We start from the raw sequence: 25,933 nt of genomic DNA, 5'->3' as shown, positions 1-25,933 counted from the left end.
CGTGACGGGCAGGGGCGGGACCGCGCACCGCGTGTACAGCGTGGTGGTGTTCGTGATCCTCGCTGCCCTGGACAACGTGGCGATCGGCCTGGTGCCGCCGCTGTACGGCAGCATCGGCGTGGACCTCGGCGTGAGCGAGGGCCACATCGCCCTGGCGACCACGATCATGTTCCTGATCAGCGCGGTGTCGGCGATCGGTTTCGCGTACGTGGGAGACCGCACCGACCGCAAGCCGGTCCTGATCGCCGGCACCGTCATCTGGGTGGCCGGCACCGCCCTGTCCGGGCTGGCCGACGGCTACGGCCCGTTCCTGGCCGGCCAGATCGTCGCCGCGTTCGGGCTCGGCGGCGTCGCGTCGGTCAGTTTCGCCGTGGTCAGCGACCTCATCTCGCCGCGCCGGCGGGGCCTGGTGATGAGTTTCTGGGGCCTGTCCCAGGGTGTCGGCACGCTGGCCGGCACCCTGCTCGGCGGCATCCTGGGGCACACCGACTGGCGGCGCCCGTTCCTGGTCGCGGCGGCCGCCGGGGTGGTGGCGACGGTCGCCTACCTGCTCACCTACGACGTGCCGCGCGGTGACAGCCAGCCGGAGCTGGCCGGGGTCGAGTACGACGAGCGGATCAAGCACGAGGACCTGCCGGTCATCCTGAGGCGGCGGACCAACATCTGGCTGATCCTGCAGGGCGGCACCGCGCAGATCGCCTTCGGGTCGATGGTCTGGCTGCCGGTGCTGTTCCGGGCCCGGGCCGAGGACCAGGGGTACACCACCGGCACGGCGGTGCTGGTCGGCAGCGTCTTCGCGACGATCTTCCAGCTCGGGGCGGCGCTGTCGATCCTCGGCGGGCTGGCCGGGGACCGGTTGCAACGGCGTACGCCCCGTGGCCGTGCCCTGGTCGCCGCGATCGGTGTGCTCGCCGCCGTACCCCTCTATGTCGTCCTGTTCTTCGTCCCGATGACCATCACCGTGCCGGACGGCGGCTCGACCGGCGCGGTGATCCGCGGGGTCCTGGCGAACCTGGTGACCGAGCCGACCGTCGGGATCTGCCTGGCCGTCTCGGTGGTCGCCCTGGCGCTGACCTCGGCGAACTCGCCGAACTGGTTCGCCATGATCGCCGACGTGAACCCGCCGCAGCACCGCGGCACCGTCTACAGCCTCGGCAACCTGGTCAACGGGGCCGGCCGGGCCGGGGGCAACGTGCTGGTCGCCGTCGCGTTCGGCGCGCTGGCCGGGGCGTACCCGCCGCCGCTGAACTACGCGGTCGGGCTGGCCGCCTTCCAGTTCTTCTTCATCCCGACCGGGGTGATGTACTGGCTGGCCAGCAGGACGGTCGCGAAGGACATGGCCGACACGCACACCGCCCTGCTGGCCGTGGCCTCAGAACACCGCCCACACGGTGACGTCGGACGGGATCCGGCCGTCCGCGTCCAGGGGCTCGCTGCTCAGCAGGACCCGGGCCCCACCCGGTAACGCCACCGGCTCGGCGCCGAAGTTCGTCACCACGGTCAGATCGCCGTTGCGGAACGCCAGCGCCCCCGGATCGGTCGCCAGCCACGCCAGCTCACCGGTGCCCAGCTCGTGTTCGCGCCGGGCGGCCAGCGCCGTCCGGTACAGCTCGTAGGTGGAGCCGGGCACGTCGACCTGGCGGTCCAGCGCGTACTCCGCCCAGATCGGCGGCTGCGGCAGCCAGCTCGCGTCGGCCGGGCCGAACCCGTACGACGGGGCGTCGGCCTCCCACGGGATCGGCACCCGGCAGCCGTCCCGCCCGCGCTCGGCGTGCCCGGACCGCTCCCAGGCCGGATCCTCCCGGACCTCGTCGGGCAGCTGGGTGTGTTCCGGCAGGCCCAGCTCCTCGCCCTGGTAGAGATAGGCCGAGCCGGGCAGCGCCAGCATCAGCAGGGTGGCCGCCCGGGCCCGGCGCAGGCCCAGCCCGGTGTCCGGCTGCGGGTCGCCGATGCCGATGCCGGGCACCCGCTTGGCGCCGGGCGGGAAACCGAGGCGGGACGCGTGCCGTACGACATCGTGGTTGGACAGCACCCAGGTGGTCGTCGCGCCGACCGCGTCGTTGGCGGCCAGCGACGAGTCGATGATCTCCCGCAGCTCGGCCGGCTTCCAGGGCGCTTCCAGGTACGGGAAGTTGAACGCCTGGTGCATCTCGTCCGGTCGCACGTACCGGGCGAGCCGCTCCTCCGGCTGCACCCAGGCCTCGGCGACCAGGATCCGGCCACCCGGGTACTCGTCACAGACGGCCCGCCACTGCCGGTAGATCTCGTGCACGCCCTCCTGGTCCCACATCGGCGGTGGCGGCCCGGCCGGCTCCAGGCCACCCAGGATCACCGACGGCGCCGTCCAGTCGCTGAGCTCGGCGTCCTTGATCAGGCCGTGTGCCACGTCCACCCGGAATCCGTCGACCCCGCGGTCCAGCCAGAACCGCAGGATGTCCAGGAACTCGGCCCGCACCTCCGGGTGGTCCCAGTTGAGATCGGGCTGCGAGACGTCGAACAGGTGCAGGTACCACTGGCCGTCCGGGAGCCGCTCCCAGGCGGACCCGCCGAACACGCTCTGCCACGAGTTCGGCGGCTCGTCGCCGTCGCGGAAGATGTAGCGCTCCCGCTCCGGGCTGCCCGGGCCGGCGGCCAGCGCGGCCCGGAACCACTCGTGCTCGCTGGACGTGTGGTTCGGCACCAGGTCGACGATGATCCGCAGGCCCAGCTCGTGGGCCGTGGCGATCAGCTTGTCGGCGTCGCCGAGCGAGCCGAACCGCGGGTCGACGCCGCGGTAGTCGGCCACGTCGTAGCCCGCGTCGTGCTGCGGGCTGGGATAGAAGGGTGACAGCCACACCGCGTCGACACCGAGCCGGCGCAGGTGCGGCAGGCGGGCGGTGATGCCGGGCAGGTCACCCATGCCGTCGCCGTCCGCGTCAGCGAACGAGCGTGGATAGATCTGGTAGATGACCGCATCGCGCCACCAGGCGTCAGTAGGCATGGCCCCACGATAGGGCGGTCAGTCGTCGAGGATGGCGGCGAATCGTTCCTCGGCCAGGTCGAGCTGATCCAGGATGTGCTCCTTGGCCTGGGTGGAGAGCGGGGTGTCCGGCCGCCCGATGAGCTCCCGCAACGTGGGCACGAGCGGCCGGTACTTGGTGGCGGACCGGTACGCCTTGTCCAGCGTCGTGTGGATGACGCCGACCCCGTTGTCGGTGAAGTCCGAGATCTTGATCACCCGGGCCCACGGGTCGTTCTCCAGATTCTCCGCCACGTGCGTGCGGTACTGCTCGTGCTTGTCGCGCTCCGGGTCGTACTCCGGGTTGGTGACCGACTGGACCAGCTCGGCCACCCGCGGGTTGAACCGCCGGGACAGCTCGGCCAGCGCCGCCGCGTTCCGCTCCGCCCACGGCGCGTCCGGCTCCACCCCGCCCAGCTCCGCCGGATGGTCCTCGACCGCGTCGTGCAGCAGCGCCGCGACCAGCACGTCGACGTCCCGGACCCCGTAGTAGCGGATGATCCGGATGACGACCCGCAGCAGATGGTTCAGGTACGGCTCACGGACCCGCCGGTCGGCGGCGTGCAGGTCGGAGGCGAGATCGAGGGCCTCGGTGAGGGTCTTGCGCTCGCCGGCCGGGAACGACTCCAGCTCCAGGGCGAATCGGTCACGTAGGCCGGCTTCGCCGTACACCTCGGTGATGGCGTGCAGTGGCATCGAGAGCAGCATCCTTGGCGCCATGTCGATCAGGTATACCGGATGCCGGGCGGCGATGGGCTTCGATCAGCCACCGGATGTGGCCGGTGGCACGACCGGAGCGGGGGAGGGGGACGGCCGGGGCCCCGGCCGTGGCCCGGGAGAGGGACGGGCCGTCGCCCGTCCGGTGGCCACCGCCCGTGCGGCCGGGGTCATCCGCATGGCGCCGATCGACGACGACGGGCGCAGCGACCACGGCGGCGTCGGGTCGGCGTGCACACCGCGTTTCGGGGTGCCGGCCCCGTCGGTGAACTCCTCCTCGGTCATCGCCTGCAGCGCGCTCAGCGCCACCCCGACGATGGTGGCCGTGGTGATCACGATGATCGGCACCAACATGGTCAGCGGGCGGATGCCGCCGGCCTGCGCGCCGCCCTGGTGGAGTTCGATCGACATGGCGGCCATGCCGGTGTAGTGCATGCCGCAGACCGCGATTGCCATCACGGCGGCGGCGCCGGTGACCTTGGCCCAGCCGCGTACCGAGATGGCGAACCAGAGGGCCACCGTGCTCGCCGCCACCGCGATCAGGGCGGAGGCGACCACCAGCAGCGGGGAGTAGTGGATGGTCGCGGAGAGCCGGATCCCCTCCATGCCGGTGTAGTGCATGGCGATCACGCCGAGCCCGGTGAGTGTCCCGGCGGCGATGGTACGGCCGACACTGCGCCTGCCGTGGCCGACCAGGATCAGCCCGACGCCGACGGTCAGCACCGCGAAGGCCAGGCTGAGCAGGGTGAGGCCGAGGTCGTACCGCACCGGGCTGTCCGGCACGTCGAAGCCGAGCATCGCGGAGAAGTGCATCAGCCAGATGCCACCGCCGCCGATGGCGAAGGCCGCGATCACCAGCCACCGGTTGCGGCGGCCGCGGTTGTGCGCGTCCCGGGCCCGGCCGGTGCAGAGCAGACCGAGGAAGGAACCCAGGAAAGCCAGCAGGTAGGCGGCTATCGGGTTGTAGGCGCCGTAGGTGAAGTGATGAACGTCGGCCACGGAAGGGGATTGAGTCAGATATCGGCGGACTCACATCGCACCTTGTGTGCGGCGGCGCACGAAAGAGAAGAACCGGAGTCACCGAGGCCTTGTCCGGAAAGGACCGGGCCGCGGCGACCCCGGTTCGATGTCAGGGGGTCGGGAGAGCGAGGGGATCAGGTGAAGATGCTGACGCCGCCGGGGCCCACCAGGAGACCGACGATGATCAGCACGACACCCCAGAGGATCTGCCGCCGGAACAGCGCGAGCACACCGGCGACCACGAGAACAACGGCGAGAATCCAGAGCAACAGGTCCATGTCTGCTCGGATACCCGAACCCCGAAATTCGGAAACCTGGCTCAGGCGGGTACGAGTTCCGCGTCCACCGAGTCGGTGAGCAACTGGTACACGTTGTACGCCTGCTTGATCACCGGATGCGCGACGTTGCGGACCGGAACCCCGCCGGGGGTACGCCCACGCTCCGAGCCGTGGTGCGCGTGCCCGTGCAGCGCCAGCGCGGCCGGCGCCGAGTCGATCGCGTTCCCGAGCTGGTAGCAGCCGAGGAACGGGTAGATCTCCAGCGGCTCGCCGACCAGCGTCTCCGGCACCGGGGCGTAATGCGTGAGGGCCACCAGCGCGTCACACTCGACCGACCGCAGCGCCTCGCCCAGCCGGGCCGCGATGTCCTCGGTGGTGCCGACGAAGTTCTTCATCTCCCGCTCGCCGAAGTTGCTGGCGCAGGCCCCGGCGAACCCGCCGCCGAACCCCTTGGCGCCGGCGATCCCGAGCCGGTGCCCGCGGATCTCCAGCACCGTCGACGAGCACTCCAGCACGGTGATCCCGGCGTCGGTGAGCACCTCGGTGACCTGCTCCTGCTGATCACTCTGGTGGTCGTGGTTGCCGAGGACCACGACGACCGGCACGGCCAGCCCGCCGAACTCGGTGGCGAAGCACTTCGCCTCCTCGGGGGTGCCGTGCCGGGTCAGGTCGCCGGCCACCAGCAGCGCGTCGGCCCGGTCCGGCAGCTGTTCCAGGGCGGGCCGGTAGCGGCCCACCACATCCTTGTCCACGTGAACGTCGCCCACAGCGGCGATCCGGATCATGAAATCTCCTCCACCTCGCTCGGCGCCTGCGCCCGGGTGATGCCGATGTCACAGGTGATCTCGATCTCGGGGAAGTGGCCGGTGATCTGCCGGCAGATCTCGTCGCGCCGCTGGGCGCTCTCCACCTCCCCGCCGAGCACCACCACGTTCTCCCGGCGGTGCACGGTGATGCCCTGCTCGGCGATGCGTTCGTGCTCGGTCAGCAGGCGCTGGATCTCGGCTTCGAGATCGATCTGATGGGTCATCTCATCCCCTTACCTCAGTTCCCGCTCCCCGGGGAAAGGCACGACGTCCAGGCGATCGAGCAAGATCAAGAAAGCTTCGGCGTACGGGGAACCACTGGTCTCCCGCCGCACCCGTTCCCAGTCGATCTGCTCGCGCAGCGACCGGGCGACCGGCAGCCCGGTCGCGAAGTCGCAGTAGTGCTGGCTGTAGCTGAGCAGTTTGTGCACCATCAGCCTGCTCGCCGAGATCACCGGCATGTAGATCGCCTCGACGGAGATCTGTTCGGTGTCGGCGAGGGTCTCCTCGTCCACCGGCGATTCCACCGGCCGGTAGATGAGGTCCGCCATGCGGCCTTCGTCGAAGACCTTGACCAGCCAGTCCTCAGGGGGCTGTTCGGTCTGGAATCCGACCGCGGCGAGCTCCTGCAACGCGCGGTCCTTGTCCTGCTCGCGGATCAGGAAATCCACGTCGTGATCACTGGAATACCCGCCGCGTGCGTACACCGCGAAACTGCCGCCCAGTGCGAAGGGAATGTCCGCGCTCTTCAGCGTCGAGGCGACGCGCTTCAAGGTGATGGCCAGGCCCTCGTCCACCCGGTGTGGCATGCCGACCTCCTGTCCCGTGTCCGGTTCGTGAACGACTACCCGGAGTCGCGGCACCTTGAACCCTTGCGATCATTCTGGAGGAAACCTGTGCTCATTCTGGAGGAAAAGGACAGCCCGCGGCGGGGAACGGTGCGTGCAGAGAGGCGCTACCGTCGGTTGGTATGGCTCTCCCCGCGCAGTCCGTCCCGCCCCCCATCGACCGCGCCCCCCGCCGCATGCCACGCACCGTCGCCCTGGTCGGCATCGACGGCTCCGGCAAGACCACCCAGGCCCGAGTCGTCGCGGCGGAGTTGCTCGCCGCCGGTTTCCCCGCGGCGTACAGGCAGAACGCCGGTGGCCGCCACTGGTTCGGGCGGATCGCGCACTTCTTCGGCCGCTCGGACGCCGAGGACCTGTTCGGCCGCCGCGGCACCCTGCTGGTGGAGTCGCTGCTGCGCTGGCTGGCCATCGCCCGGACCCTGCTGCGCCGCTCGGTGAACCGGGAGATCGCCGTGATGGACCGGTACGCCGTCTGCCAGTTCGCCAGCCTTCGCGCCCACGGCGCCCACCGGTCCGCGGAGCGCTTCGCCCGGCTGGCCTATCGGCTGTTCCCCCGCCCCGACGTCACCTTCTTCCTGGCCGTCGACCCGGCGGTGGCGCGGGACCGGATCGAGCGGCGCGGCTACGACACCGAGACGATGGACTACCTGCGGACCGCCGACGACGCCTACCGCTCCCTCCGGGAGTACCCGACGTTCGTCGTCATCGACGCCAACAGCACCCCCGACCAGGTCACCAAGGCGATCCTCGCCGAGCTGGGTCAGGCCTGACCATAGACCGGGATCTGGGCGCCACTGGTCGGCGCCGACGCGTCCGAGGCCAGGAACAGGATCACGTCGGCGATCGCGGCCGGGCTCACCCACCTGCCGTGGTCGGCGTCCGGCATGGCCTTCCGGTTCGCCGGGGTGTCGATGACGCTCGGCAGCACGGTGTTGCAGCGCACCCCCCGCTTGCGGTACTCGACGTCGACAGCCGCGGCGAACGCCAGCACCGCCGCCTTGGCGGTCACGTACCCGGCGGCGCCGGCGAACGGGGCCACCGCGGCCCGCGACGACACGCACACCACCGCGCCGCCACCCGCCCCGACCAGGTACGGCAAGGCCGCCGCCGTGGTGAGGTACGCCGGCCGCAGGTTCAGCGACAGCATCTGCTCGAACCGCTCCACCGGGGTGTCGGCGATCAGGCCGTCGCCCGCGTACCCACCGGCCAGGTTCACCACCGCGGCCAGCGGCGCCGCCGGGTCCCCGCCGGCCACCTCGGCCGCCGCCCGCACCTGCGCCTCGACCATCAGATCCGCCTCGACCGCGACCACTCCATCGGGCAGCCGCGATGCCGTCCCGGGCCGCACGGGGGCCACCACCCGCCAGCCCGCTGCCGTGAAAGCGCTGATCGTGGCGGTGCCGAGGCCGCCTGTGCCGCCGGTCACCAGAGCGGTACGCGTCGAAGTCATGGCGAGCAGCCTGTCACACCGTCGTGGCTGTGCTGTTCCTCACTTCCACCCCGAACCGGCCCCCACCTGGGAATGTTCTGTGCTCGGCGGGCGTCACCCATGTGGGCGAGTGAAGTGTGACGTGACAAGGCGCATTGTGACCGGTGGTCCCGTCCGCCCGGAGGGATCCAGGATCTTTTCGTGGGGCGTTTGTTTCAGGCTTGTCGTTGCGCGGCCGATGCTGCACATGAACCCCGCGGGCGTGGAACCCGTACTCCGGGGTGACGAGCATCGCGGAGCCCAGGGTGATGCCCGTCGCTGTGACGATGAGAGGCCGATGGTGTTATGAGTCGCGCAAAGGGTATCCGACCGTCAGCAGGACGGTCGCGAAGATGCCGCACTCAGGGACCGCGCACTGGGCTCTCAGGTATCACCCAGGCATTCGTGACACTTTCGACCCACCAGCTGGAATCAGTTGAGTCGGCAATTTGTTGTGTAGATGTCAGCAACCGCAATGCACGAGCTGCGGACGTTACGGGAGAGGGCTGATGGACGCAGGTAATGCCCGTAACAGGGTTAGTGACGGCAATGAGGGGACCGTGGGCAACGTGGAGAAGAACACCGTGATGCGTACCGACCAGGTCGCCGAGGAGCGCGACCTCGTCGGAGTCTACCTGCACGAGATCTCCCGGACGCCGTTGTTGGACGCCGCGCGGGAGGTCGAGCTCTCCAAGGCGATCGAGGCGGGCCTCTACGCCGAGCACCTGCTCGAGACGGGGGAGGAGCGCCGCGGCGTCAGCCGGGAGGAGCTGGAGCGCCTCGTCACCGAGGGCCAGCGAGCGAAGGACCTGTTCATCCGAGCCAACCTGCGCCTGGTCGTCTCGATCGCGCGCCGCTACGTGCGGTCCGGCATGCCGATGCTGGACCTGATCCAGGAAGGCAACACCGGCCTGGTCCGCGCCGTCGAGAAGTTCGACTACGAGCGCGGTTACAAGTTCTCCACCTACGCCACCTGGTGGGTGCGCCAGGCGATCAGCCGCGCCATCGCCCAGCAGGAGCGCACCGTCCGGCTCCCCGTCCACCTGGTCGAGGACGTCAACCGGATGCGCAACGTCACCCGCCAGCTCGTCCGTGAGCTGGGCGGCGACCCGGAGCCGGAGCAGGTCGCGGCCGCGCTCGGCGTCACCGTCGAGCGGGTCAACGAGCTCACCCGCTGGGCGCAGGACACCGTCTCGCTGGACACCCCGGTCGGCGACGACGGCGACACCAACCTCGGCGACCTGGTGGCCGACAGCGACGCGCCCTCGCCCGAGGAGATCGTGCTCAACGCGCTCGAGCGGCAGCGCATCGAGGGCCTGCTCAACCACCTGGACGACCGGTCGGCCGGCATCATGCGGGCGCGGTACGGTCTCGAGGACGGCCGCGAGCACTCGCTGACCGAGGTGGCGTCCCGCTTCTCGCTGAGCCGGGAGCGGATCCGCCAGCTGGAGATCCAGGCGCTCGGCCGGCTGCGTGAGCTGGCCCGCGCGGAGGGTCTGGCCGCCGCCTGATCCCGACCCGTCCACAGCCCCTCTGAAACGATCAAGGCCGGCGCCCCCTCCGCGGGGGCGCCGGCCTTTTCGTACTGCTGTGGCGGTCCGGCTGGTTCTGGTGGCTGTCTCGGCGCCGCCGAGACAGCCACCAGAACCAGCCGGACCGACGCCTATCGGACCCGGCCGTAGCCGTTCGGCGTCATGATGTCGATGGTGCGATGCAGGACGTCCCGGCCGGCCGACGGCGCGTCGATGATCTTGCCGCCGCCGACGTAGATCGCCACGTGCTTGTTGCTCCGGTAGAAGACCAGGTCACCGGGTTGGAGATCGGATCGGCTGATCCGGGCGGTGGCGCTGTACTGCGCGGCGGCGTTGTGCGGCAGGGACTTGCCGGCCGCGGCCCAGGCCGCCTGGGTCAGACCCGAGCAGTCGTACGAGTTCGGGCCGGCGTCGCCGAAGCCGTACGGCTTGCCGATCTGGTTGAACGCGAAGGTCACGGCCTTGCCGGCGTTGCCCGGGATGCTCGGGATCGTGCCGGTGTAGGAGCCGGTGTCCTCGGTGGGACTGCCGTAGGCGGCCTCGCGCATGTCGTACAGATCCTCGAGGTCGCCCTCGATCTTCTTCTTGCGCGTCGCCAGCTCGGTGACCTGAGCGTTCTGCTTCCGCTGGGTCTGCTGGAGAGCGGCCTTGCGCTCCGCGAACGTCTGGGTCGTCTCGGTGAACGCGTCGATGTCCTGCTGGTTGGAGCGGGCGATCTGCTCCAGCATCGCCAGCCGCTCCAGCAGGTTCGCCGAGTCACCGTTCGCGATCACCGCCAGCGGGCCGATGCGGCCCTGCATGTACGTGGCGTCGGCGATGGTGTCCACCTTGGCGGTGGCCGTGGCGAGCGCCGCCTGGGCCGGCTTCAGCGACTTCTCCAGCTTGACGGCTTCGGCCTTGGTCTTGGTCAGGTCGATCCGCAGCTTGTTGTACTGCTCGGTGACGTTCTCGAGGTTCGTGGACGCCGCCTCGATCTTCTTCGTGAGCTCGGCGGGGGAGGGAGCCGCGTTCGCGGCGGTCCCACCCGACGTGGTGATCGCGAATGCCGTCAGCGCGACCACGAGCGCCCGGAACCGGGTTCGGGGGTGTGGCACTGGTCAGGGGGCCTTTCTTCCGCTTGGCCGCCTACCGGTTCGCCGGGAGGTGTCCGGGCTGGAAGAGAGGCCCTGTCCCGATGGCGCCGGTCGCCCTCGAAAAGAGGCGCCGGGTCGGCGGCGTTGGCCGGCGCCACCGGAGGGTTTGTGGCTGCGGACCGGACCAACCGCATTAACCTATCGGCGGAAGAAAAGAAATCAAGACCTCAGCGGGTGAAATCTTCCAATAGCCCGGCTCGCGCGATTAATCCTGATAACGGGCTGTTATTCGATCGCCGCTGAGCGTGAATTCGCCGCGCTTATCCGGACTATTCGCTCAGTGCCGGTTCGGCCGCCGGAACCCAGTGCCGGGTCACCTGACGCTCGGCCCAGAACGACAGGAACGGGATCGTGCCGGACAGCATGACCACGATCATTCGCTGGAACGGCCAGCCCACCCGGCGCGACAGGTCGAACGTGAGCGCCAGATAGACCATGTAGAGGAAACCGTGGAGCTGACCCACCGTCTCCACCAGGATCGGGTTGTCGGTGGGCCCGTACTTCAGCACCATGCCGACCGTGAGCACGAGCAGGAGCGTGCCGACGATCCAGGCGATGATCCGGTAACGGGTGAGAGCTCCCTGCACGGTCGGTGACTCCTCTTGCTACTTGTGGGGGATACGGCCGGGATAGTCGGCCGGCCGGGCGCCCGGATTGGCGGTGAGCCAGGCCAGGTAATCGTTGTAGGCGTCCAGCTCGGGGTCGGGCGCGCCCGCGGACGGCCGATCCACCGCGACCCGGACCGGGCGACCCAGAGTGACCGGTGCGCCGGGTGCCGCCGGCGTGCCCGGAGCGGTCTCCTCCGGGACGCTCAGCGGCTCGCCCGACGCCTTGCGCCGGGCCAGCTGGATCTCCCGCCACCAGATGAACACCACGAAGCCGCCGAAGACCGGCCACTGGAACATGTAGCCCCAGCTGATCGAGTTGCCGTCGGCGGCGCGGCTGAACTGCCACCAGCCCAGCGCCAGGCAGGTCGCGGTCATCACCAGCGCGAGAAGATGGCGGGCCATCCACGCCGGAGTCCACAGCCCTTTCATGTACACGAGCGTACCGGCGGGTTTGGTGGACGTTTGCCCGGGCAACCGTGCTGGCGAGACCTTTCCCATTCGGATAGGAGGCGCAGCACGATGGAAGCGCGATTCGAGGAGGGCGCGGCGGTGTCCTTCGACACCGGTGTCGACCCGGCGGGCCTGTCCGACGACGACCTGTTCCGGGAACTCGGCAGCCTTTACCGGACCCGGCTGCACACCCTCCGGCACGGCCCGGACGCCGCCCTGGAGAACCATTTCAAACGCACCGCTGAACTGGAGACCGAATACATGGCACGATTCCCCGGGCGCGAGGTCGACCCGGACCGGCTCACCCAGGCCTTCTGATGGCGTTGCGCCAGCGGATCTCCCGGGTCGCGCGCGCCTACGCGCCGCACGAGCACCGGCCGCTCGACGGATATCTGGTCGCCATGGGCGCCTTCGGGACGATGGCCGGGGCGCTGGCCGCTGCCGCCCGGCTCAGCGGCCGGCCGGTGCCCGAGCGGCCCAGCCTCGGCGACGTGGCGCTCGTGTCGATCGCCACCCACAAGCTCAGCCGGCTGGTGGCCAAGGAAGCGGTGACCAGCCCGCTGCGGGCCCCGTTCACCCGGTACACCGCACCGGCCGGAGCGGCCGAACTGCACGAGGAGGTACGCGACGAGGGCAGCACGGTCCGGCACAGCATCGGCGAACTGCTGACCTGCCCGTTCTGCCTGGCGGTCTGGGTGTCCACGGCGCTCACCGGTGGACTAGTGCTGGCGCCCCGGCTGACCCGGCTCGCCGCCACCGCACTCACCGCGACGGCGGCATCCGATTTCCTGCAGATGGCCTACTGCATCGTCAAGAAGCAGGCGGAACGGGACTGATCAGAGCTGCAGGGCGCGGAGAGCCTCGGCCGCCTCGTCCTGGGCGTACTCGCCCTCCGGCAGCGCGTCGATCCGGGTCAGCGCGGTCGCCGGAAGGTCCGCGGCGATCGCGCGTCGTTGCAGGTCTCCGCTGCTCAGCCGCTCCTGGGCGTCGTAGGCGGCATCCAGGAAGGCGTCCAGCTCACGAATGTCGTCGGTCACGGGCGGAGGACTACCCGAGCGGTCCCCTGCCAAACACCGTGGGTGTAAGCCAGGTCACAACGACTCACGGAATCCCGCGCGGGTGCCGACGGTTGTGAACGGATGCCGGTGTGCCCAGTGTCCCCGGGCCTCACCCAACGCCTGCACGGAATACCGTTCGGCTGGAGCCGTGTTGAGCCACTCGCCGCGAGGCGACCTGCACACCGGCATTCGCGCCGCCTCTCGGGGAAACCCGAGGGGCGGCGCAATACTCTCCCGGCCTCCCGCAGCCCGGTTTTCCCGGCAGCCCTCCGGGTACCCCGCGAACATGACCGACGAGCGCACCGGACACCGTGCCGCCGACCTGCTGCCCGAGGAACGGGCCACCGGCAGCGCCGACCCGCGGGCCCAGGCCGAAGCCATCCTCGCCGACTCCGACGAACGGACCGACGACCCCGGGGCCGCGCCGGATTCGTTCCTTGAGCGGAGAACATCCGACGAGTCGGTTTGAACCCGGGACACCCCCCTAACGGGGCACCTGATCGCGCACGTTTCCGGATAGACGTGGCAATATCCCTCGAGTGTCTGCTCCCAAACGCCGAGTCCCGGCCGCGCAACGTGGCGCCCGGCTGACCCGGCGCACCCCCAAAGACGGCACGTCCACGATCTCCACGCCGCGCCGGCCGGCAGCCGCACACGCCACCCCGGCCGGCGGCCCGCACCCGGTGGAACTCGCCGGTCTCCTGCACGAACTCACCGTGCGCCTCCTCGCCGCGGACTCCCTCACCCAGGCCCTGGACCGGTTCGCCGCCCTCGCGGCGGGCGCCCTGCCGGGCGTCGCGCGGTGCTCGGTGGCGCTGATCGGCGAAGGCGGGCCCCTCACCGCGGCGTCCTCCGGGCGGGCGGGGGAGACGTTCGACCATTTGCAGTACGCCGGAAGCACCGGCCCCGGACTCGAAGCAGCCCGCACCCGGACCCTCGTCACCTCCACCGACCTGACAGCCGACAAGCGCTGGCCCGAACTCGGCGAAGCCGCCCGCGCCGACGGCCTCGGCGGACTCGCCGCCATCCCGCTCGACATCCGCCGGACCGCCGTCGGAGCAGTCAGCGTGTACCTGGCCCGGCCCGGCGACGTCGACCCCGAAGTGCTGGTCACCGCCATGGCCCTGGCCGGACAGGCCGAAGTCCTGATCGGCGAACTGCACCGCCGCGAAGCCCTCACTGAAGGCGCCGAAGTCGACCGCGCCGTCGGCGTGATCATCGCCCAGCGCGGCTGCGGCGTCCAGGAGGCCTACGCGATCCTGCAGGAGAGCGCCCAGCGGCTCGGCCTCGACCGCACCACCGTCGCGATCCGCCTCGTGACAGCAGCCGCCCGCAACAGCGCCTGAGACAGCCGTCAGCGCCCCACTCGCGGGCGTGAGGGTGGGCTGTGTGGGTCGACCCGAGGGGTGGGGCTTGCTTTATGGGTCCACCCACAGGGCAAGGCGGGTCGGCTGGCTGGCCTGCGGCCTGAGGTGGGCAGCTGGGTCACCCCCAGGGCAAGGCGGGTCGGCTGGCTCATCCGCGGCCTGAGGTGGCGGCTGGCTCGCCCGCGGCCTGAGGTGGGTGGTTGGGTTGCCCGCGGGGCAAGGCGGGTCGGCTGGCTCACCCGCGGCCTGAGGAGGGCGCGGCTGGGTCGCCCGTAGGGCAAGGTGGGCCGGTTGGGTCGTCCGCTGGCTCAGATGCCGGGTTTCTCACCCACGGGCGAGGCGTGCTGGCTTTCTTGCCCACGGGGCGGGGTGTGCTGGCTTTCTTGCCCACGGGGCGGGGTGTGCTGGCTGGCTCACTCGCGGGGCGGGGTGGGTTGTTTTCTTGCCCACGGGGCTGGGGTATCCGGCTTTCTCGCCCACCGGCTGAGGTATTCGAATATCTCACCCGCGGGACGGGCATCCGTTTTCCTCACCCCTCTGTGCTAGCTTTGCTGCGCTTCGCTCCGCGGGCAAAATGCCGTTGGTGTCGAGACAGGCGATTTTCCGGCACCCAGCAAAAACCACTGGGCGACGAAAAACCGACTGTCTCGACACCAACGGCATTTTGCGGGCAGTTCCGTGGCCACGCCCACCCTCGAAGGCTACGGGGCTTATGTCACGTGGCCACCCGTCCCGTAGGCCACGGGGTTCTGACTGTTTTGTGGCCACGGGTCCAGCGGACCACGGGCTCAGAAGCTGGAGAACCTTAATCCGGCTCAGATGAAGCGAACGCCTGTTCTATCTCAAAGGCGTGCGTCACCCGCGATTGCCTTCCAGAGTCGGTATCGTGACCTCGAGCGTTTCGGAGCGGTCAGCCGCACGGTGACATTCCCTCGAGGGGCCACCGAGTGTGTAGCGCCGGGAAGGAACGCTCCACGTTGGCAGCGAATGACGAGCCGATCGAGGAGAACGGCGAAGACAAGGCTGAAGGCACGCAGAATACTGAACGGTGGTGGCTCAAGCCGGAGACCCTCACCGCGGCGGCAACGTTGATCTCAGCTGTTGCCACGCTGATCGCAGTACTCAACGGAAGCGGCGGACCCACCTAAGGCCTAGGTGAGTCCGCCGGGACGGTAGACGGTCCGCCTCATGGTTTCCAGGCCGGGGGCGGGCCGCTCTACTCGCATCTGTGCTCTCAACCGTTGCGTGATGTTGATTGCATACAGGCTATGCGTTAATCCTAGCGAATTGGCAAGGATTTCTCACTCCGCATGTTGGCCAGGATCTCTCAATGCGTACAGCTCCACCGACGTACAACCAGGAAGCTCGCAGTCAAGCAGCAAGGTCAAGAGCGCCCCTCACCAGCGGGCGCCACAGCACCTCTGGGGTTTTGATCGCGTATCGGCCTGCGTCCAGGGAGTGGTCGCCGACCTTGACCGGCTTGTCCTCGCCCAGCAGCGCGGCCTTCTCGTCCCAGACGTAGCCACCAATTTCCTCGATCCAACCGGAGCACGACTCGTGCACGAGGAGCAGGCCCTCGGACAGCAGCGAGGCGATCAGGCGGATGCCGTCGAGGACGGCGTTGTCGGCCGGGGCCGGGGTGATGCCGTCGTGGAACAGCTGGGTGGAGAACGACGCGGCGGACGGGTCGACACAGAACTAGTCCGGGCGGACGCCCAGCTGGTCGAGCCACGCCCGAAGCCGTGCGCTGTACTCCGCGTCGGTGAGGCTGCGCTGCCGCTTCTTGCTGTCCCAACGCCACTCTCGAGCGAGGTACATCTTCCCGTCGACACCGATGCCCAGGAGCAGGCCGGCGAACGGGTTGGTGGTGCCGTAGTCGATCCCGAGGGAGATCCAGCGGACGATGCCCGGCAGCGTCTTGACGACGTGCTTCGCCGCATCCCACATGTCGTAGACCGTGCCCTCGGCCACGCACCACTCACCGAGGATGTTCCGGCGGTAGTAGAGGCCGGTGTACTGGCGCCGGTAACGCTCCTTGACCCGCTCGGACAGGCCAGGGTTGTCGTCCAGGACGAACTTCCAGACCTTCCAGTCGCCGGCCAGCGGGCCGCCGGGCTGGGCGCGGTCGATGCCCTCGGTCTTCAGCCAGTGCCGCGGGTTGTCCGGGTTGGTGTTGCCGAAGATCTGGCTGCCGTCGACGGAGTGCCGGCCGAGCAGCTGCTCGTGGAAGCTCCGCGGCATCAGGGACCACTCGTCCACGTACGCGCCGCGGGAGGTCATGCCCCGAAGCCGGGCCTCGGAGCGTTCGTCGTTGAAGGTGATGACCTCGACCTGCTGGCCGAGGATCATCGCGGTCGGCGCTCCCCGGGTGTAGCTGGTGGCCTTGGCCAGTCGGCCGAACACGGAGTCGTCCTGGAGCGGGTTGAAGATGTTCCGCTTCGCGGTGTCGTACGTCTTGGCGCAGACGACCAGGTCGCCGGTCTTGGGGGCGTCCTTGGCGATGTACTTGGCCCACCGGAGCAGGCCGGAGATCGTTTTCCCAGACCTCACCGAGCCCTCAGCAAGATTCACAAAGGCATCGGAGTCGAGCACGTAGTCGATCTGCTTCTCGGACATCGCCAGGCCACGGAGCCCGGTCACGTTCCATCCTGGCGGGCGTTGTCGCGGGCGGTGCGGAGCTGATCGAACAGGTCGCCGAGCATGGACTTCTCGTCTTCGTTGCCGGTGGCCTTGTCGTACTCGGCGAGCTTGAGCGCGGTCGCGGCGAGCGCGCTGATGGCGGTGGCGATGTCGCGCTTGTCGCGGAACGTCGGCTCGTCGACGGCCTTCTCGTTGTAGTCGTTCTCCTTGCCGCCGAAGTTGTAGACGACGGTCGGGGAGAACATCTGGCCGAGCAGGCGGCCGGCGGCGTCCAGGGCGTCCAACTGGAGCTGCGCGCGGCGGGCGGCGCCGTCGGCTTTCTTCGCCACGGTCGCGGCGGCGGTGCGGGTGCGGTCGAAGGCGAGGCCCAGCTCGTCGGCAATCTTCGAGACCGTGCGCCCGGACCGTCCGATCGCGGTGGCGATGGCGTTGCGGCTCTTGCCTTCGGCGTGGAGTTCGGCCACGCGGCGGCGCTCGTCGTCGGTGACGGGTGGGTGTCCTGAAGCCATGGTCACCTCACCGGGATGTCACCTCGCTGTGGAGTTCTGATCGGGATGGGCCCACTACACAATCACGCGATGGGAAGGCTGCTGCTGTCGCCTTCAAAGATCAGCCGTCTAGAAACAGCACAGAGAAACATCTCAGCCCGCGATGTCCGGGATCTGCTGGACCTCTACCGAGTCGCCCATCCCGATGTCAGCGGCGAGCTTATGAGGCTCGTCGAGATACGGGTCGCCAGACAGCAGCGGCTGTTGAACAGCAACACCGCCCTGAATTTCGTCGTCGACGAATCCGTGCTGCGCCGGTCCATCGGTGGTCGCGAGACCATGCGGGACCAGATTCGCAGGCTGCTCGAGGTGAGCACCGGATCCCGCGTCGTCTTTCAGGTCCTTCCGTTCTCCGTGGGTGCCCACCGGGGCCTGGTGAGCGGGTTCATCGTCCTTCAGTTCTCTAATGCGATATCTACTGGCTCAGCGGCCAGTATGTCCGACATCGTCTACCACGAGGGTGTCGTTGGCGCCGGTTGGTACCTGGAGCAGCCTGATGAGGTGGCCGGGTACCTGGAAGCCTTCCACGATCTGCAGCGGAAGGCTCTCACCGTGCACGAGACGACGTCGTTCATGGAAGGGGTCCTGCGGGATCACTGATGGTCGGCTCTGCGTCAGCTGATTACCGATGGGAGACCCTGATGAGGATCAAGAAAGCGTCGCCTCGCAATTTGAACACGGCCCGCAGGCAACGATGACTACCGATGGTCACACAGCTAGCACCGGAAGTGACTGTTGGCTCGTTCTGTCGGGGGCTGGGAGACTGTGCATAGAGACCTTGGGGCGACAGAGGCTGCACGAGTGGCCAGTGTTGCCGAGGCCGGAAAGGACGTAACCCCTCAAGAACTGCAGGTAGTCGCGACACCTGACAACGTCCCCAGCCGTACATGGGGACGGCCCGCTGGCAGGCGGGCCGTCGTGATGTCGCTTCCCCGGAGCGCCTTCTCACGAGCACAGATGGAGAAACAACATGTCCAATCTACAGAGGCGATCGCCCTCTGGCAGCAGCAGTAGCAACAACAGCAACGACGAGGGCAAGGCCGTCCTCGGCGCTTTCGCGGCGTTCACCGGGTCGGCCGCTGGCATGATCGGCATTCTTACCGCGACGGAGAAGGAGTCTGCGGCAACCCTCGTGGCGCTCGTGATCTTCGGTGTATTGGGAATCGGCGCGCTGATTGTGGCCGTGGTCTACCTTCGCCGGCGGCGCTGAGGTTGCTGGTGCGGGCCGGCTTCCCGGTCGGCCCGCACCATCTCCTACGCCTCGTTCGCCGCAACGGCCTCGAGCCGTTCACTGGCGACGGTGGCGTAGTGGTCGCTCGCTTCAATGCCGACGAAGCGTCGGCCGGACTGGAGCGCGGCCACGCCGGTCGAGCCGGAGCCGGTGAACGGGTCGAGCACAGTTCCGCCCGGAACGCACACGCGCTGCAGCTCGGCGAGCAGGTCGACGGGCTTCTGCGTGATGTGCACCCGGTTGTTCCCCCGGGGCTGACTCGCCGAGTACAGCCCGGGCAGGTACACCGGGTTGAGCGTGGCGTCGATCGGCCCGTTCGAGCCCCAGAGCACGTACTCGCACTCGGCCTTGAACCCGCCGACCCGGGGCCGGCTGATCGGCTTGTGCCACGGGATGATGCCGCGCCACAGCCATCCACCGGCCTGCAGCGCATCGGAGGTGGCCGGCATCTGCCGCCAATCGGTGAAGAATAGAAGGCTCGCGCCCGGGCGGGCCGCGGCGAGGCAGTGGGCGAGGATCAGCGAGAGCCAGGCCGTATATGAGCGCTGGTCGCGGTTGTCGCCGACGAAGTCAGCGTGCTGGTGTTTGGCGTCGCCGGAGACGTACTTGCCGCGGGCGCCTTCCTTGGTGCGGTCGGACTGGGTGCGGCCGCCGGAGTTGTACGGCGGGTCGGTGAGGACCAGGTCGACGCTCGAACGGTCGAGGGTGGGCAGGACGGCGAGCGCGTCGCCGTGGTGCAGGTGCCAGGTGGTCAAGTGCGTGCCTTCGTGGCTCACCTGGGGGATCATGGCTGTCTGGGGGCACGTCCGGACGCCGGCTCCCCCAAACACAGCTGGCGTCCGGACGGACCGGCCGGAGATGCACAACAGCCCGGGACCTGTGGTCTCCGGGCTGCATCTGGCACACTTCCGCCACGACCAGTGGGAAGAAAGATCCTTAGCACGTCAAGAAGGGGAAGCTGATCTCCTGAGTGGGGAAGGCCGCTTCTCCTCGAAGCGGTAGCGCACACAGGTCTCCTGGTGTTTAGCCTCCCCAGCTTTCGCCGCGTCCCGTCCACCCCCTCCCAGCCCTCCCGAATTGAGCTGCAGCTCCAGCAGATCATGAAGGCGCAGGAGCGCACTGAGCTGCAGCTCCAGCAGACCATGAAAGCGCTAGAGCAGATGGCCGTTGCTCACGCCAAGGAAGTCAAGCGTCGCCGCGAGTGGGAGAAGCGGCAGAAAGCGGACCAAGATCGTCAGTATCGAAAGGCCAGGACGTGGAGCTTAGCGAGCATCCTTATCGGGCTCTTAGCTGCCGTGCCGCTGAATCTGCTGTCGAATTACATCGATGATCGGATCTCGCCATCTCCGGTGTCGTCGGTAGTGGATAGCTGTCCCCCGAAAAGCTCCGACGACGTCCGCGACCTCGGTGGCGCTTCGCCGCCTCGATCACTACCGCCTCGCCAAGGAGATACCGGACCTGCGGCCGGCCATCGCCGTCCCGAATCCGGATACGCGAAAGTCCCTCGTGTGCAGCCCACCAGCGCACCATCGCCACGGTAACGTCGTGGCCGATCTGATCGGCAATCTCGGCGGCAGTGCCCCACCATTCTCCGGCCACCTCAATCACGCTGCGGCGCTCCTTACCACTGTCATCCACAGCCATGCAGCGCCGCAGGTGGTGCACTCCATGACACGCTCGGCGCGCGGCGGGGAAGTGCGCATCATCAAGCCGCTGGTGTCACAGGTCGGGCAGGGCACCCGGGGCACCAGCTGGCGGTCGTGGCCGAGCCGAAGCTGTCGGCGGATACGGCCGTCGATGCGGTCGGCAAGGAGCCGGGTCGCATCGGCCATGCGCTCGCTCATGTGCGGGGCTGCCTGCCGGAGCCGGTCGAGCGGAACGGCCACTGGGCTGTTCATGGCCAAGGGCCCTGCCGACTACGGGGTTTTGACCGTTCTGTGGTCATGGTGCGGCGGCTGTGGGGCCTGGCTGCTCGGTGTCACGAGCCCTGAAACGGTGGGGCGGTTCCGTGGTCGTCAGCATGTCGCCGCCCCGTGGCCACGGAGGTCTGCCCAGGTGGGCGCGTTCGCATGCTGGCGTTAATCACCCCCGTAGTCGCCGCGAGGTCGTATCCACGGAACTGCCCGCAAAATGCCCGTTGGTGTCGAGACAGTCGATTTTCTGACGCCCAGTGGGGTTTGCTGGGCGTCAGAAAATCGCCTGGCTCGACACCAACGGGCATTTTGCAGCGGAGCGAAGCGCAGCAAAGTCAGCACAGAGGGGCGAGAGAATCGGATGCCTCGCCCCGCGGGTGAGATGGTCGGCTCGCCTGTTCCCGTGGGTGAGAAAGTCGGGTACCCCAGTCCCGCGGGTGAGAAAGTCAGCCCGCCTTGTTCCGTGGGTGAGATGGTCGGTCCACCTCGTCCTGTGGTGAGAAAGGCGGATACCTCAGCCCCGCGGGTGAGATGGTCGGCCCGCCTTGTCCCGTGGGTGAGAAAGTCAGCCCGCCTTGTCCCGTGGGTGAGAAAGTCAGCCCGCCTTGTCCCGTGGGTGAGAAAGTCAGCCCGCCTTGTTCCGTGGGTGAGAAAGGCGGATGCCCCAACCCTGTGGGTGAGGAAGCCGGCCCATCTCGCCCCCGTGGGATGAGCCGGCTTGTGACCCTATTTCTGGACGGACTGGACGACCTCGAACTCGAGGAGGCTGGCGCCGGATGCGACGGGCTTGGCGCGTTCTCCCGCGTGGGCTTCTTTGGCGCCGCCGTTGGCCCAGTTCTGGAAGTCTTCCTCGGTCTCCCAGCGGGTGTAGACGAAGTAGCGGGTGTCGCCGGCGACCGGGCGCAGCAGTTCGAAGCCGAGGAAGCCGGGGGAGTTCTCGACGGCGCCGTGGCGGGCGGCGAAGCGCTTCTCCAGTTCGGGGCCGGCGCCTTCGGGGACCTCGATTGCGTTGATCTTCACAACAGCCATGAGGCCACGTTACCCATGGGGGTACGGGTGCGGTGCTTTCCCCGTACCCCGCAAGCGGTTGATCTAGGGGTTGCCGGCGCCCTGTTGGGCCTGGAGGGCGTCCTCGGCGCGGGCCTGCTGGGCGGAGCGCTGGGCGAGGGGTAGCTCGGGCAGGAAGAAGACGACGATCAGGCCCAGGATCATGATGAAGAAGGCGATCAGGTAGACGACGTGCACGCTGTCGGCGAAGCCGACCTTGAAGGGGTGGGCGATCACGTCGGAGAGCCGGCTCAGGAACGACGTGTCGCTGAGGGCGTCGCTGCCGGTGGCCTTTTCCAGGAGCTGGGCCTGGGCGGGGTCGGCTTGGAGGGCCTGCTGGAACTCCGGGGTGGTCCGGGCGGTGGCGAACGCGTCCTTGATGTTGCCGGGGAGCACGTTGAACAGCACCGACAGGAAGACGGCGGTGCCGAGGGTGCCGCCCATGGACCGGAAGAACGTGACGGCGCCGGTGGCGGTGCCGATCTCGCGGGGGGAGACGGCGTTCTGCACGGCGGTGATCATCGGCTGCATGTTGCTGCCGAGGCCGAGGCCCATCAGGACCATGACGAGCATGACGCGCCAGAGCGGGGTGTCCGCACCGATCAGGGAGAACAGGTAGAGCGCGGCGACCATGAAGACGCTGCCGACGATCGGGAAGATGCGGTAGCGGCCGGTACGGGAGATCAGCTGGCCGGAGATGATCGAGCCGGCCATGATGCCGACCACGAACGGGATCATCTGGAGGCCGGCCAGGGTGGCGGAGGAGCCCTTGACGATCTGCAGGTACAGCGGGACGGTCATCAGGCCGCCGAACATCGCCATGCCGAGGATGGTGCTGGCGGTGACGCCGACGGCGACGGTGCGCTTGCCGAGCAGGGCGAGCGGCAGCAGCGCCTCGTCCTTGTAGGCGCGTTCGGCGAGGATGAAGCCGATCAGGCCGATGCCGCCGATCACGTAGCAGGCGATCGAGCGGGGGGAGTCCCAGCCCCAGGTGCGGCCCTGCTCGGCGACGGTCAGCAACGGGACCAGGGTGAGGACCAGGGTGAGCGCGCCGGGCCAGTCGATCCGGTGGTCGACGCGGTGGTGCGGCAGGTGCAGGACCTTGGCGACGACGGCCATGGCGGCCAGGCCGATCGGCACGTTGATGTAGAACACCCAGCGCCAGCCGTCGGTGAACAGGATCTCGTCGGCGCCGGCGAAGAAGCCGCCCAGGATCGGGCCGAGGACGCTGGCGGTGCCGAAGACGGCCAGGAAGAAGCCCTGGTACTTGGCGCGTTCGCGGGGCGGGACGATGTCGCCGATGATCGCCAGGGCGAGCGACATCAGGCCGCCGGCGCCGAGGCCCTGGATGGCCCGGAAGGCGGCGAGCTGCCACATGTTGTCCGAGAGGCCGCACAGGAACGATCCGACGATGAAGATGCCGATCGCGAGGAGGAAGAACGGGCGGCGGCCGTAGATGTCGGACAGCTTGCCGTACAGCGGGGTGGAGATCGTCGAGGTGATCAGGAAGGCCGTGGTGGCCCAGGCCTGCAGGTCGAACCCTCGCAGGTCGTCGGCGATGGTCCGGGTCGCGGTGGCCATGATCGTCTGATCCAGCGCGGCGAGGAACATGCCCATCATCAGGCCGCCGAGGATCGTCAGGATCTGGCGGTGGGTGAATTCCACCGGCGCGGGCGCCGGTGGGGCTGGGTGGCTCACGAAGTCTCCCGTGTGGGTGCTCCCGGGTCGGTGCGCAGGTGCGCCTCGACCGCGTCGTTGAACTGTGCGAACAGGGCGGTGAAGGCGGTGACCTGATCGGCGGGCCAGTCGGCCAGCACCTGCGTGATCATGGCCACGCGGGCCTCACGCAGCCGCTCGCAGGCGGCGGCGCCGGTGTCGGTGACGGCCAGGCGGGAGGCCCGGCCGTCGGCCGGGTCCGCCTCGCGGCGGGCCAGGCCGGCCTTCACCAGCTGGGCGGCCTGGCGGCTGACGGTGGACGGGTCGGCGCCCTTGACCTCCGCCAGGTCGGTGACGCGCATCGGGCCCATCGCCCGCAGGGGTGGCAGCAGCATCAGCGCGGAGAACTCGGCGCCGAGGTCTCCGATGTTGAGCATGCCCCGGAAGCGCACGCCCATCCGGATCAAACGCGTGATTTCGTCGCCCAGCAGGCCGGCTTGCTCGTCGTGCACCGATGCCTCCACATCACGATATGCATGTAACCTACAACTTGTTGCTTGATGAACGCATGTCACTTCAGCGCATCCGCCACACGCCTGTGGTCAACGTCTCGCTCTCCTCCAGCGCCGGAGGCACCGGGACGACGTATTCGGCGACCAGGTCGAAGAGATGCCCGGGGAAGAAACCGCGGCCCGGATCACCGACCAGCACGGTCGCGCCACGGCTGCGGGCCGCGCGGAACATCGTGACCATCTTCGGCGCCACCGCCGGGCTGTAGAAGACGTCACCGGCCAGCAGCAGATCGGGGTCGTCCAGCTCGGCCGCCAGGGAGAAACCGTTGGCGGCGGCGTTGCGATGCGCCGCCGCGACCGCCGCGGGGTCGATGTCGGTGCAGGCCACGGCGGCGGCGCCGGCCCGGGCGGCGGCGATCGCGGCCACCCCGGATCCGGTGGCGACGTCCAGCACCCGGCGGCCGGCGGCCTCGGCCGGATGGTCCAGCAGGAAACGGGCGAGCGCCTGGCCGCCCGCCCAGGCGAAGGCCCAGAACGGGGGCGGCTGATCGCTGTGGAACTCGCCGCCGGTCAGGTCGAAGAGCCCGAACCGGCGGTCGGCGAGGTGCAGGGAGATTTCCGGCGCCAGCGGCACCGGTGAGAGCGTGGTGGAGAACACCCGCTCATTGTCGGTTGCCTACCTGATGGGCTGCGGGGTGCTCGCCATGATCAGTTTGGCGCGGTACTCGGCGCGGGCCTCGGCGGCCCACGGCGCGTCCTCGTCCTCCAGCAGCGGGCGGGACGCCAGGAAGGCGGCGGCGGCCAGCGGGCGGGCGGCCCGGGCCGGCGTCCGCTCCGAGGCCATGGCGACCAGTTCGTCGAAGGTGGCGGTGTCGACATGGGTAAGGTCCGGCAGCAGGCGCGCCCGGCCCCGGTGGACGGCGAGCACCGCGTCACGGCGGCGGGCCTCCGGCTCCAGACGTTCGCGCAGGATCCCCAGATCGTGCTTCACCGTGGCGGTGGGAACACCCAGCGTGTCGGCCAGATCCACAAACGACTGCTCGCCGCGCAGGGCGAGCAGGGCGAGCAGGTGGCGAGGCCGTACGCCGCCGAAGTCGTCCCCGGAGAGACGGATGCCGCGGGTGCGGACCTCGAGACGGCCGAAGAGCTGGATGTCGTGCATGATCGAGAACTCTGCTTTCAGGGGTCGCCGGCTACAAGCCCCAAAGCGAGGGGGTCTGTCGGCCGAACGACTGGTGATCACGTCCGCTCGGAGGCAACCGGCCGTCGGGCGTACCGGTCGGCAGCCTGTTGGTGGGGACGACGTCCCGTCGGGTAATCCTTAGACTGCGCGGAGCCCGCCGGGGGCTGAGGAACGGGAAGGTGACGAATGAACAGCGACGAGACGATCACGGTGCTCGTCGTCGACGGTCACCAGACCTTCGCCGAGCTGCTGGGACACGCACTGGCCGGACAGCCCGACCTGCGCTGGGTGGGCCACGCGCGCACCGGGGCCGAGGCCATCCGCCTGGCTGCCGAGCTGACACCCGATGTGATCGTGCTCGATCCCGAACTGTCCGATGCCGACGGCATCGCCATCGCCGAACTGATCAAGGTGCGCCAGCCCGGCTCCCGTGTGGTGATCCTCACTGCCAGCGAGGACCAGACCCTGGTCCGGCGGGCCACCACGGCGGGCGCCGCCGGATTCATCTCCAAGAACGGCGCGCTCGGTGACGTCCTCAATGCTCTCCGCACCGCCCACCGCGGCAGCATGACCGTCTCCACCGACATCCTCGCCCGGCTGCTGCGCAGCACCACGCCACCGGCCGCCGGCCAGCGCGGCAACGGTGTCACCGCAGGTGGCCTCACCGCCCGCGAGGACGAGGTGCTGCAGCTGATGGCGGCCGGACTGGACGCCCGCGCGGTCGCCCGGCGGCTCGGGATCAGCGTCCACACCTGCCGCGGATATCAGAAAGCGGTGCTCGCCAAACTGGGCGCGCACAGCCAGCTGGAGGCGGTCGCGATCGCCACCCGGCGCGGGCTCGTGCGACCTGACCCGCGGTAAACCCTCCGGTCACTCATCCGGTAGCCGCATTCGTACGTACTCCCATCGGGGGACACACG

General features: G+C 69.0%; 31 protein-coding genes and 1 pseudogene. 11 read left to right on the top strand and 21 right to left on the bottom strand.

Annotation, left to right across the window (positions count from 1 at the left end; translation table 11 throughout):
• The first annotated feature begins 1 nt into the window (after nt 1).
• On the top strand, nt 2-1,465 hold the full coding sequence (locus ACZ3II_RS07150) for an MFS transporter (RefSeq protein WP_465516729.1): 1,464 nt from the start codon (nt 2-4) through the stop codon (nt 1,463-1,465).
• Here the strand turns inward: ACZ3II_RS07150 and ACZ3II_RS07145 are convergent.
• The 7 genes from ACZ3II_RS07145 to ACZ3II_RS07115 form a co-directional block, all read right to left on the bottom strand.
• Nucleotides 1,373-2,980, bottom strand: a complete 1,608-nt coding sequence (locus ACZ3II_RS07145) for a glycoside hydrolase family 13 protein (protein WP_465516728.1) — start codon at nt 2,978-2,980, stop codon at nt 1,373-1,375. The genes ACZ3II_RS07150 and ACZ3II_RS07145 overlap by 93 nt on opposite strands.
• Nucleotides 2,981-2,998: 18 nt before the next feature.
• Nucleotides 2,999-3,694 (bottom strand): HD domain-containing protein, encoded by a 696-nt coding sequence (locus ACZ3II_RS07140; protein ID WP_465516727.1) that lies wholly within the window; start codon nt 3,692-3,694, stop codon nt 2,999-3,001.
• 66 nt (nt 3,695-3,760) lie between these two features.
• Nucleotides 3,761-4,714, bottom strand: coding sequence for an MHYT domain-containing protein (locus ACZ3II_RS07135; protein WP_465516726.1), 954 nt, complete (start codon nt 4,712-4,714; stop codon nt 3,761-3,763).
• A 155-nt stretch (nt 4,715-4,869) separates the two neighbouring features.
• On the bottom strand, nt 4,870-5,013 hold the full coding sequence (locus tag ACZ3II_RS07130; protein WP_173476724.1) for a GPGG-motif small membrane protein: 144 nt from the start codon (nt 5,011-5,013) through the stop codon (nt 4,870-4,872).
• Between the two features lie 41 nt (nt 5,014-5,054).
• A complete protein-coding gene (locus ACZ3II_RS07125) occupies nt 5,055-5,798 on the bottom strand; it encodes a metallophosphoesterase family protein (RefSeq protein WP_465516725.1) in 744 nt (247 codons plus the stop codon).
• On the bottom strand, nt 5,795-6,043 hold the full coding sequence (locus ACZ3II_RS07120; protein ID WP_465516724.1) for a hypothetical protein: 249 nt from the start codon (nt 6,041-6,043) through the stop codon (nt 5,795-5,797). The genes ACZ3II_RS07125 and ACZ3II_RS07120 overlap by 4 nt, the downstream gene beginning before the upstream one ends.
• Nucleotides 6,044-6,052: 9 nt before the next feature.
• A complete protein-coding gene (locus ACZ3II_RS07115; protein WP_465516723.1) occupies nt 6,053-6,628 on the bottom strand; it encodes a nucleotidyltransferase in 576 nt (191 codons plus the stop codon).
• A 161-nt stretch (nt 6,629-6,789) separates the two neighbouring features.
• On the opposite strand from ACZ3II_RS07115, the gene ACZ3II_RS07110 reads away from it, so the two are divergent.
• Nucleotides 6,790-7,437, top strand: a complete 648-nt coding sequence (locus tag ACZ3II_RS07110; protein ID WP_465516722.1) for a dTMP kinase — start codon at nt 6,790-6,792, stop codon at nt 7,435-7,437.
• Here the strand turns inward: ACZ3II_RS07110 and ACZ3II_RS07105 are convergent.
• Nucleotides 7,428-8,117 carry an SDR family NAD(P)-dependent oxidoreductase gene (locus ACZ3II_RS07105; RefSeq protein WP_465516721.1) on the bottom strand — a complete coding sequence of 230 codons (690 nt, stop codon included), beginning with the start codon at nt 8,115-8,117 and terminating at the stop codon, nt 7,428-7,430. The two genes, ACZ3II_RS07110 and ACZ3II_RS07105, sit on opposite strands and share 10 nt — an antisense overlap.
• A gap of 527 nt (nt 8,118-8,644) precedes the next feature.
• On the opposite strand from ACZ3II_RS07105, the gene ACZ3II_RS07100 reads away from it, so the two are divergent.
• A complete protein-coding gene (locus tag ACZ3II_RS07100; protein WP_043529791.1) occupies nt 8,645-9,646 on the top strand; it encodes a sigma-70 family RNA polymerase sigma factor in 1,002 nt (333 codons plus the stop codon).
• A gap of 152 nt (nt 9,647-9,798) precedes the next feature.
• Here ACZ3II_RS07100 and ACZ3II_RS07095 read toward each other — a convergent pair whose 3' ends face one another.
• From ACZ3II_RS07095 to ACZ3II_RS07085, 3 genes are all read right to left on the bottom strand, one after another.
• The gene (locus ACZ3II_RS07095) at nt 9,799-10,761 is read right to left on the bottom strand and encodes a C40 family peptidase (RefSeq protein ID WP_465516720.1); all 963 of its coding nucleotides are present in this window, start codon (nt 10,759-10,761) and stop codon (nt 9,799-9,801) included.
• A gap of 308 nt (nt 10,762-11,069) precedes the next feature.
• The gene (locus ACZ3II_RS07090) at nt 11,070-11,387 is read right to left on the bottom strand and encodes a DUF3817 domain-containing protein (RefSeq protein WP_465516719.1); all 318 of its coding nucleotides are present in this window, start codon (nt 11,385-11,387) and stop codon (nt 11,070-11,072) included.
• Between the two features lie 18 nt (nt 11,388-11,405).
• Entirely contained in the window at nt 11,406-11,837 is a 432-nt protein-coding gene (locus ACZ3II_RS07085) for a hypothetical protein (protein ID WP_465516718.1), read from the bottom strand.
• Nucleotides 11,838-11,927: 90 nt separating this feature from the next.
• Between ACZ3II_RS07085 and ACZ3II_RS07080 the strand changes: the two genes are divergently transcribed.
• Together ACZ3II_RS07080 and ACZ3II_RS07075 are read left to right on the top strand one after the other, a co-directional pair.
• Entirely contained in the window at nt 11,928-12,176 is a 249-nt protein-coding gene (locus ACZ3II_RS07080) for a DUF6158 family protein (protein ID WP_465516717.1), read from the top strand.
• Nucleotides 12,173-12,694, top strand: a complete 522-nt coding sequence (locus tag ACZ3II_RS07075; protein WP_465517242.1) for a DUF1360 domain-containing protein — start codon at nt 12,173-12,175, stop codon at nt 12,692-12,694. Before ACZ3II_RS07080 ends, ACZ3II_RS07075 begins: the two co-directional genes overlap by 4 nt.
• Here ACZ3II_RS07075 and ACZ3II_RS07070 read toward each other — a convergent pair whose 3' ends face one another.
• Nucleotides 12,695-12,895 carry a hypothetical protein gene (locus ACZ3II_RS07070; protein WP_465516716.1) on the bottom strand — a complete coding sequence of 67 codons (201 nt, stop codon included), beginning with the start codon at nt 12,893-12,895 and terminating at the stop codon, nt 12,695-12,697.
• A gap of 307 nt (nt 12,896-13,202) precedes the next feature.
• Between ACZ3II_RS07070 and ACZ3II_RS07065 the strand changes: the two genes are divergently transcribed.
• The 3 genes from ACZ3II_RS07065 (at nt 13,203) to ACZ3II_RS07055 (ending at nt 15,431) form a co-directional block, all read left to right on the top strand.
• The gene (locus ACZ3II_RS07065; RefSeq protein ID WP_465516715.1) at nt 13,203-13,385 is read left to right on the top strand and encodes a hypothetical protein; all 183 of its coding nucleotides are present in this window, start codon (nt 13,203-13,205) and stop codon (nt 13,383-13,385) included.
• A 70-nt stretch (nt 13,386-13,455) separates the two neighbouring features.
• Nucleotides 13,456-14,262, top strand: a complete 807-nt coding sequence (locus tag ACZ3II_RS07060; RefSeq protein WP_465516714.1) for an ANTAR domain-containing protein — start codon at nt 13,456-13,458, stop codon at nt 14,260-14,262.
• A gap of 998 nt (nt 14,263-15,260) precedes the next feature.
• Nucleotides 15,261-15,431 carry a hypothetical protein gene (locus ACZ3II_RS07055; protein WP_465516713.1) on the top strand — a complete coding sequence of 57 codons (171 nt, stop codon included), beginning with the start codon at nt 15,261-15,263 and terminating at the stop codon, nt 15,429-15,431.
• A gap of 223 nt (nt 15,432-15,654) precedes the next feature.
• Here ACZ3II_RS07055 and ACZ3II_RS07050 read toward each other — a convergent pair.
• Nucleotides 15,655-16,899 (bottom strand): annotated as a pseudogene (locus tag ACZ3II_RS07050) (PBSX family phage terminase large subunit).
• Nucleotides 16,900-16,919: 20 nt separating this feature from the next.
• On the bottom strand, nt 16,920-17,432 hold the full coding sequence (locus ACZ3II_RS07045; RefSeq protein ID WP_465516712.1) for a helix-turn-helix domain-containing protein: 513 nt from the start codon (nt 17,430-17,432) through the stop codon (nt 16,920-16,922).
• Nucleotides 17,433-17,501: 69 nt separating this feature from the next.
• On the opposite strand from ACZ3II_RS07045, the gene ACZ3II_RS07040 reads away from it, so the two are divergent.
• Complete coding sequence (locus ACZ3II_RS07040; RefSeq protein ID WP_465516711.1) at nt 17,502-18,071, top strand: DUF5753 domain-containing protein; 570 nt, start codon at nt 17,502-17,504, stop codon at nt 18,069-18,071.
• 370 nt (nt 18,072-18,441) lie between these two features.
• Nucleotides 18,442-18,681, top strand: coding sequence for a hypothetical protein (locus tag ACZ3II_RS07035; RefSeq protein WP_465516710.1), 240 nt, complete (start codon nt 18,442-18,444; stop codon nt 18,679-18,681).
• A gap of 44 nt (nt 18,682-18,725) precedes the next feature.
• On the opposite strand, the gene ACZ3II_RS07030 is transcribed toward ACZ3II_RS07035, so the two are convergent.
• The 7 genes from ACZ3II_RS07030 to ACZ3II_RS07000 all read right to left on the bottom strand — a co-directional run bounded on the left by ACZ3II_RS07030 (nt 18,726) and on the right by ACZ3II_RS07000 (nt 24,992).
• Nucleotides 18,726-19,457, bottom strand: a complete 732-nt coding sequence (locus ACZ3II_RS07030; protein WP_465517241.1) for a DNA-methyltransferase — start codon at nt 19,455-19,457, stop codon at nt 18,726-18,728.
• A gap of 849 nt (nt 19,458-20,306) precedes the next feature.
• Nucleotides 20,307-20,546 (bottom strand): hypothetical protein, encoded by a 240-nt coding sequence (locus ACZ3II_RS07025; RefSeq protein WP_465516709.1) that lies wholly within the window; start codon nt 20,544-20,546, stop codon nt 20,307-20,309.
• Between the two features lie 795 nt (nt 20,547-21,341).
• The gene (locus tag ACZ3II_RS07020) at nt 21,342-21,644 is read right to left on the bottom strand and encodes an antibiotic biosynthesis monooxygenase family protein (RefSeq protein ID WP_043527900.1); all 303 of its coding nucleotides are present in this window, start codon (nt 21,642-21,644) and stop codon (nt 21,342-21,344) included.
• A 63-nt stretch (nt 21,645-21,707) separates the two neighbouring features.
• Nucleotides 21,708-23,360, bottom strand: a complete 1,653-nt coding sequence (locus tag ACZ3II_RS07015; RefSeq protein ID WP_465516708.1) for an MDR family MFS transporter — start codon at nt 23,358-23,360, stop codon at nt 21,708-21,710.
• Nucleotides 23,357-23,830: a MarR family winged helix-turn-helix transcriptional regulator gene (locus tag ACZ3II_RS07010; protein WP_465516707.1), complete on the bottom strand. Its 474-nt coding sequence runs from the start codon at nt 23,828-23,830 to the stop codon at nt 23,357-23,359. The genes ACZ3II_RS07015 and ACZ3II_RS07010 overlap by 4 nt, the downstream gene beginning before the upstream one ends.
• A 64-nt stretch (nt 23,831-23,894) precedes the next feature.
• On the bottom strand, nt 23,895-24,488 hold the full coding sequence (locus ACZ3II_RS07005) for a class I SAM-dependent methyltransferase (RefSeq protein ID WP_465516706.1): 594 nt from the start codon (nt 24,486-24,488) through the stop codon (nt 23,895-23,897).
• Nucleotides 24,489-24,506: 18 nt separating this feature from the next.
• Nucleotides 24,507-24,992: a hypothetical protein gene (locus ACZ3II_RS07000; RefSeq protein WP_465516705.1), complete on the bottom strand. Its 486-nt coding sequence runs from the start codon at nt 24,990-24,992 to the stop codon at nt 24,507-24,509.
• Nucleotides 24,993-25,199: 207 nt separating this feature from the next.
• Between ACZ3II_RS07000 and ACZ3II_RS06995 the strand changes: the two genes are divergently transcribed.
• The gene (locus ACZ3II_RS06995; RefSeq protein WP_465516704.1) at nt 25,200-25,874 is read left to right on the top strand and encodes a response regulator; all 675 of its coding nucleotides are present in this window, start codon (nt 25,200-25,202) and stop codon (nt 25,872-25,874) included.
• The last annotated feature ends 59 nt before the right edge of the window (nt 25,875-25,933 follow it).

This window comes from Actinoplanes sp. NPDC019969, from assembly GCF_055562375.1.
This window is presented reverse-complemented; position numbering and strand designations above follow the sequence as displayed.

Excerpts from the sequence above, each read along its gene's own strand:
- ACZ3II_RS07145 (WP_465516728.1), bottom strand. The coding sequence starts at position 2,980 with ATGCCTACTGACGCCTGGTGGCGCGATGCGGTCATCTACCAGATCTAT.
- ACZ3II_RS07140 (WP_465516727.1), bottom strand. The coding sequence starts at position 3,694 with ATGCCACTGCACGCCATCACCGAGGTGTACGGCGAAGCCGGCCTACGT.
- ACZ3II_RS07130 (WP_173476724.1), bottom strand. The coding sequence starts at position 5,013 with ATGGACCTGTTGCTCTGGATTCTCGCCGTTGTTCTCGTGGTCGCCGGT.
- ACZ3II_RS07125 (WP_465516725.1), bottom strand. The coding sequence starts at position 5,798 with ATGATCCGGATCGCCGCTGTGGGCGACGTTCACGTGGACAAGGATGTG.
- ACZ3II_RS07120 (WP_465516724.1), bottom strand. The coding sequence starts at position 6,043 with ATGACCCATCAGATCGATCTCGAAGCCGAGATCCAGCGCCTGCTGACC.
- ACZ3II_RS07115 (WP_465516723.1), bottom strand. The coding sequence starts at position 6,628 with ATGCCACACCGGGTGGACGAGGGCCTGGCCATCACCTTGAAGCGCGTC.
- ACZ3II_RS07110 (WP_465516722.1), top strand. The coding sequence starts at position 6,790 with ATGGCTCTCCCCGCGCAGTCCGTCCCGCCCCCCATCGACCGCGCCCCC.
- ACZ3II_RS07105 (WP_465516721.1), bottom strand. The coding sequence starts at position 8,117 with ATGACTTCGACGCGTACCGCTCTGGTGACCGGCGGCACAGGCGGCCTC.
- ACZ3II_RS07100 (WP_043529791.1), top strand. The coding sequence starts at position 8,645 with ATGGACGCAGGTAATGCCCGTAACAGGGTTAGTGACGGCAATGAGGGG.
- ACZ3II_RS07085 (WP_465516718.1), bottom strand. The coding sequence starts at position 11,837 with ATGAAAGGGCTGTGGACTCCGGCGTGGATGGCCCGCCATCTTCTCGCG.
- ACZ3II_RS07080 (WP_465516717.1), top strand. The coding sequence starts at position 11,928 with ATGGAAGCGCGATTCGAGGAGGGCGCGGCGGTGTCCTTCGACACCGGT.
- ACZ3II_RS07065 (WP_465516715.1), top strand. The coding sequence starts at position 13,203 with ATGACCGACGAGCGCACCGGACACCGTGCCGCCGACCTGCTGCCCGAG.
- ACZ3II_RS07045 (WP_465516712.1), bottom strand. The coding sequence starts at position 17,432 with ATGGCTTCAGGACACCCACCCGTCACCGACGACGAGCGCCGCCGCGTG.
- ACZ3II_RS07040 (WP_465516711.1), top strand. The coding sequence starts at position 17,502 with ATGGGAAGGCTGCTGCTGTCGCCTTCAAAGATCAGCCGTCTAGAAACA.
- ACZ3II_RS07035 (WP_465516710.1), top strand. The coding sequence starts at position 18,442 with ATGTCCAATCTACAGAGGCGATCGCCCTCTGGCAGCAGCAGTAGCAAC.
- ACZ3II_RS07025 (WP_465516709.1), bottom strand. The coding sequence starts at position 20,546 with ATGAGCGAGCGCATGGCCGATGCGACCCGGCTCCTTGCCGACCGCATC.
- ACZ3II_RS07020 (WP_043527900.1), bottom strand. The coding sequence starts at position 21,644 with ATGGCTGTTGTGAAGATCAACGCAATCGAGGTCCCCGAAGGCGCCGGC.
- ACZ3II_RS07000 (WP_465516705.1), bottom strand. The coding sequence starts at position 24,992 with ATGCACGACATCCAGCTCTTCGGCCGTCTCGAGGTCCGCACCCGCGGC.
- ACZ3II_RS06995 (WP_465516704.1), top strand. The coding sequence starts at position 25,200 with ATGAACAGCGACGAGACGATCACGGTGCTCGTCGTCGACGGTCACCAG.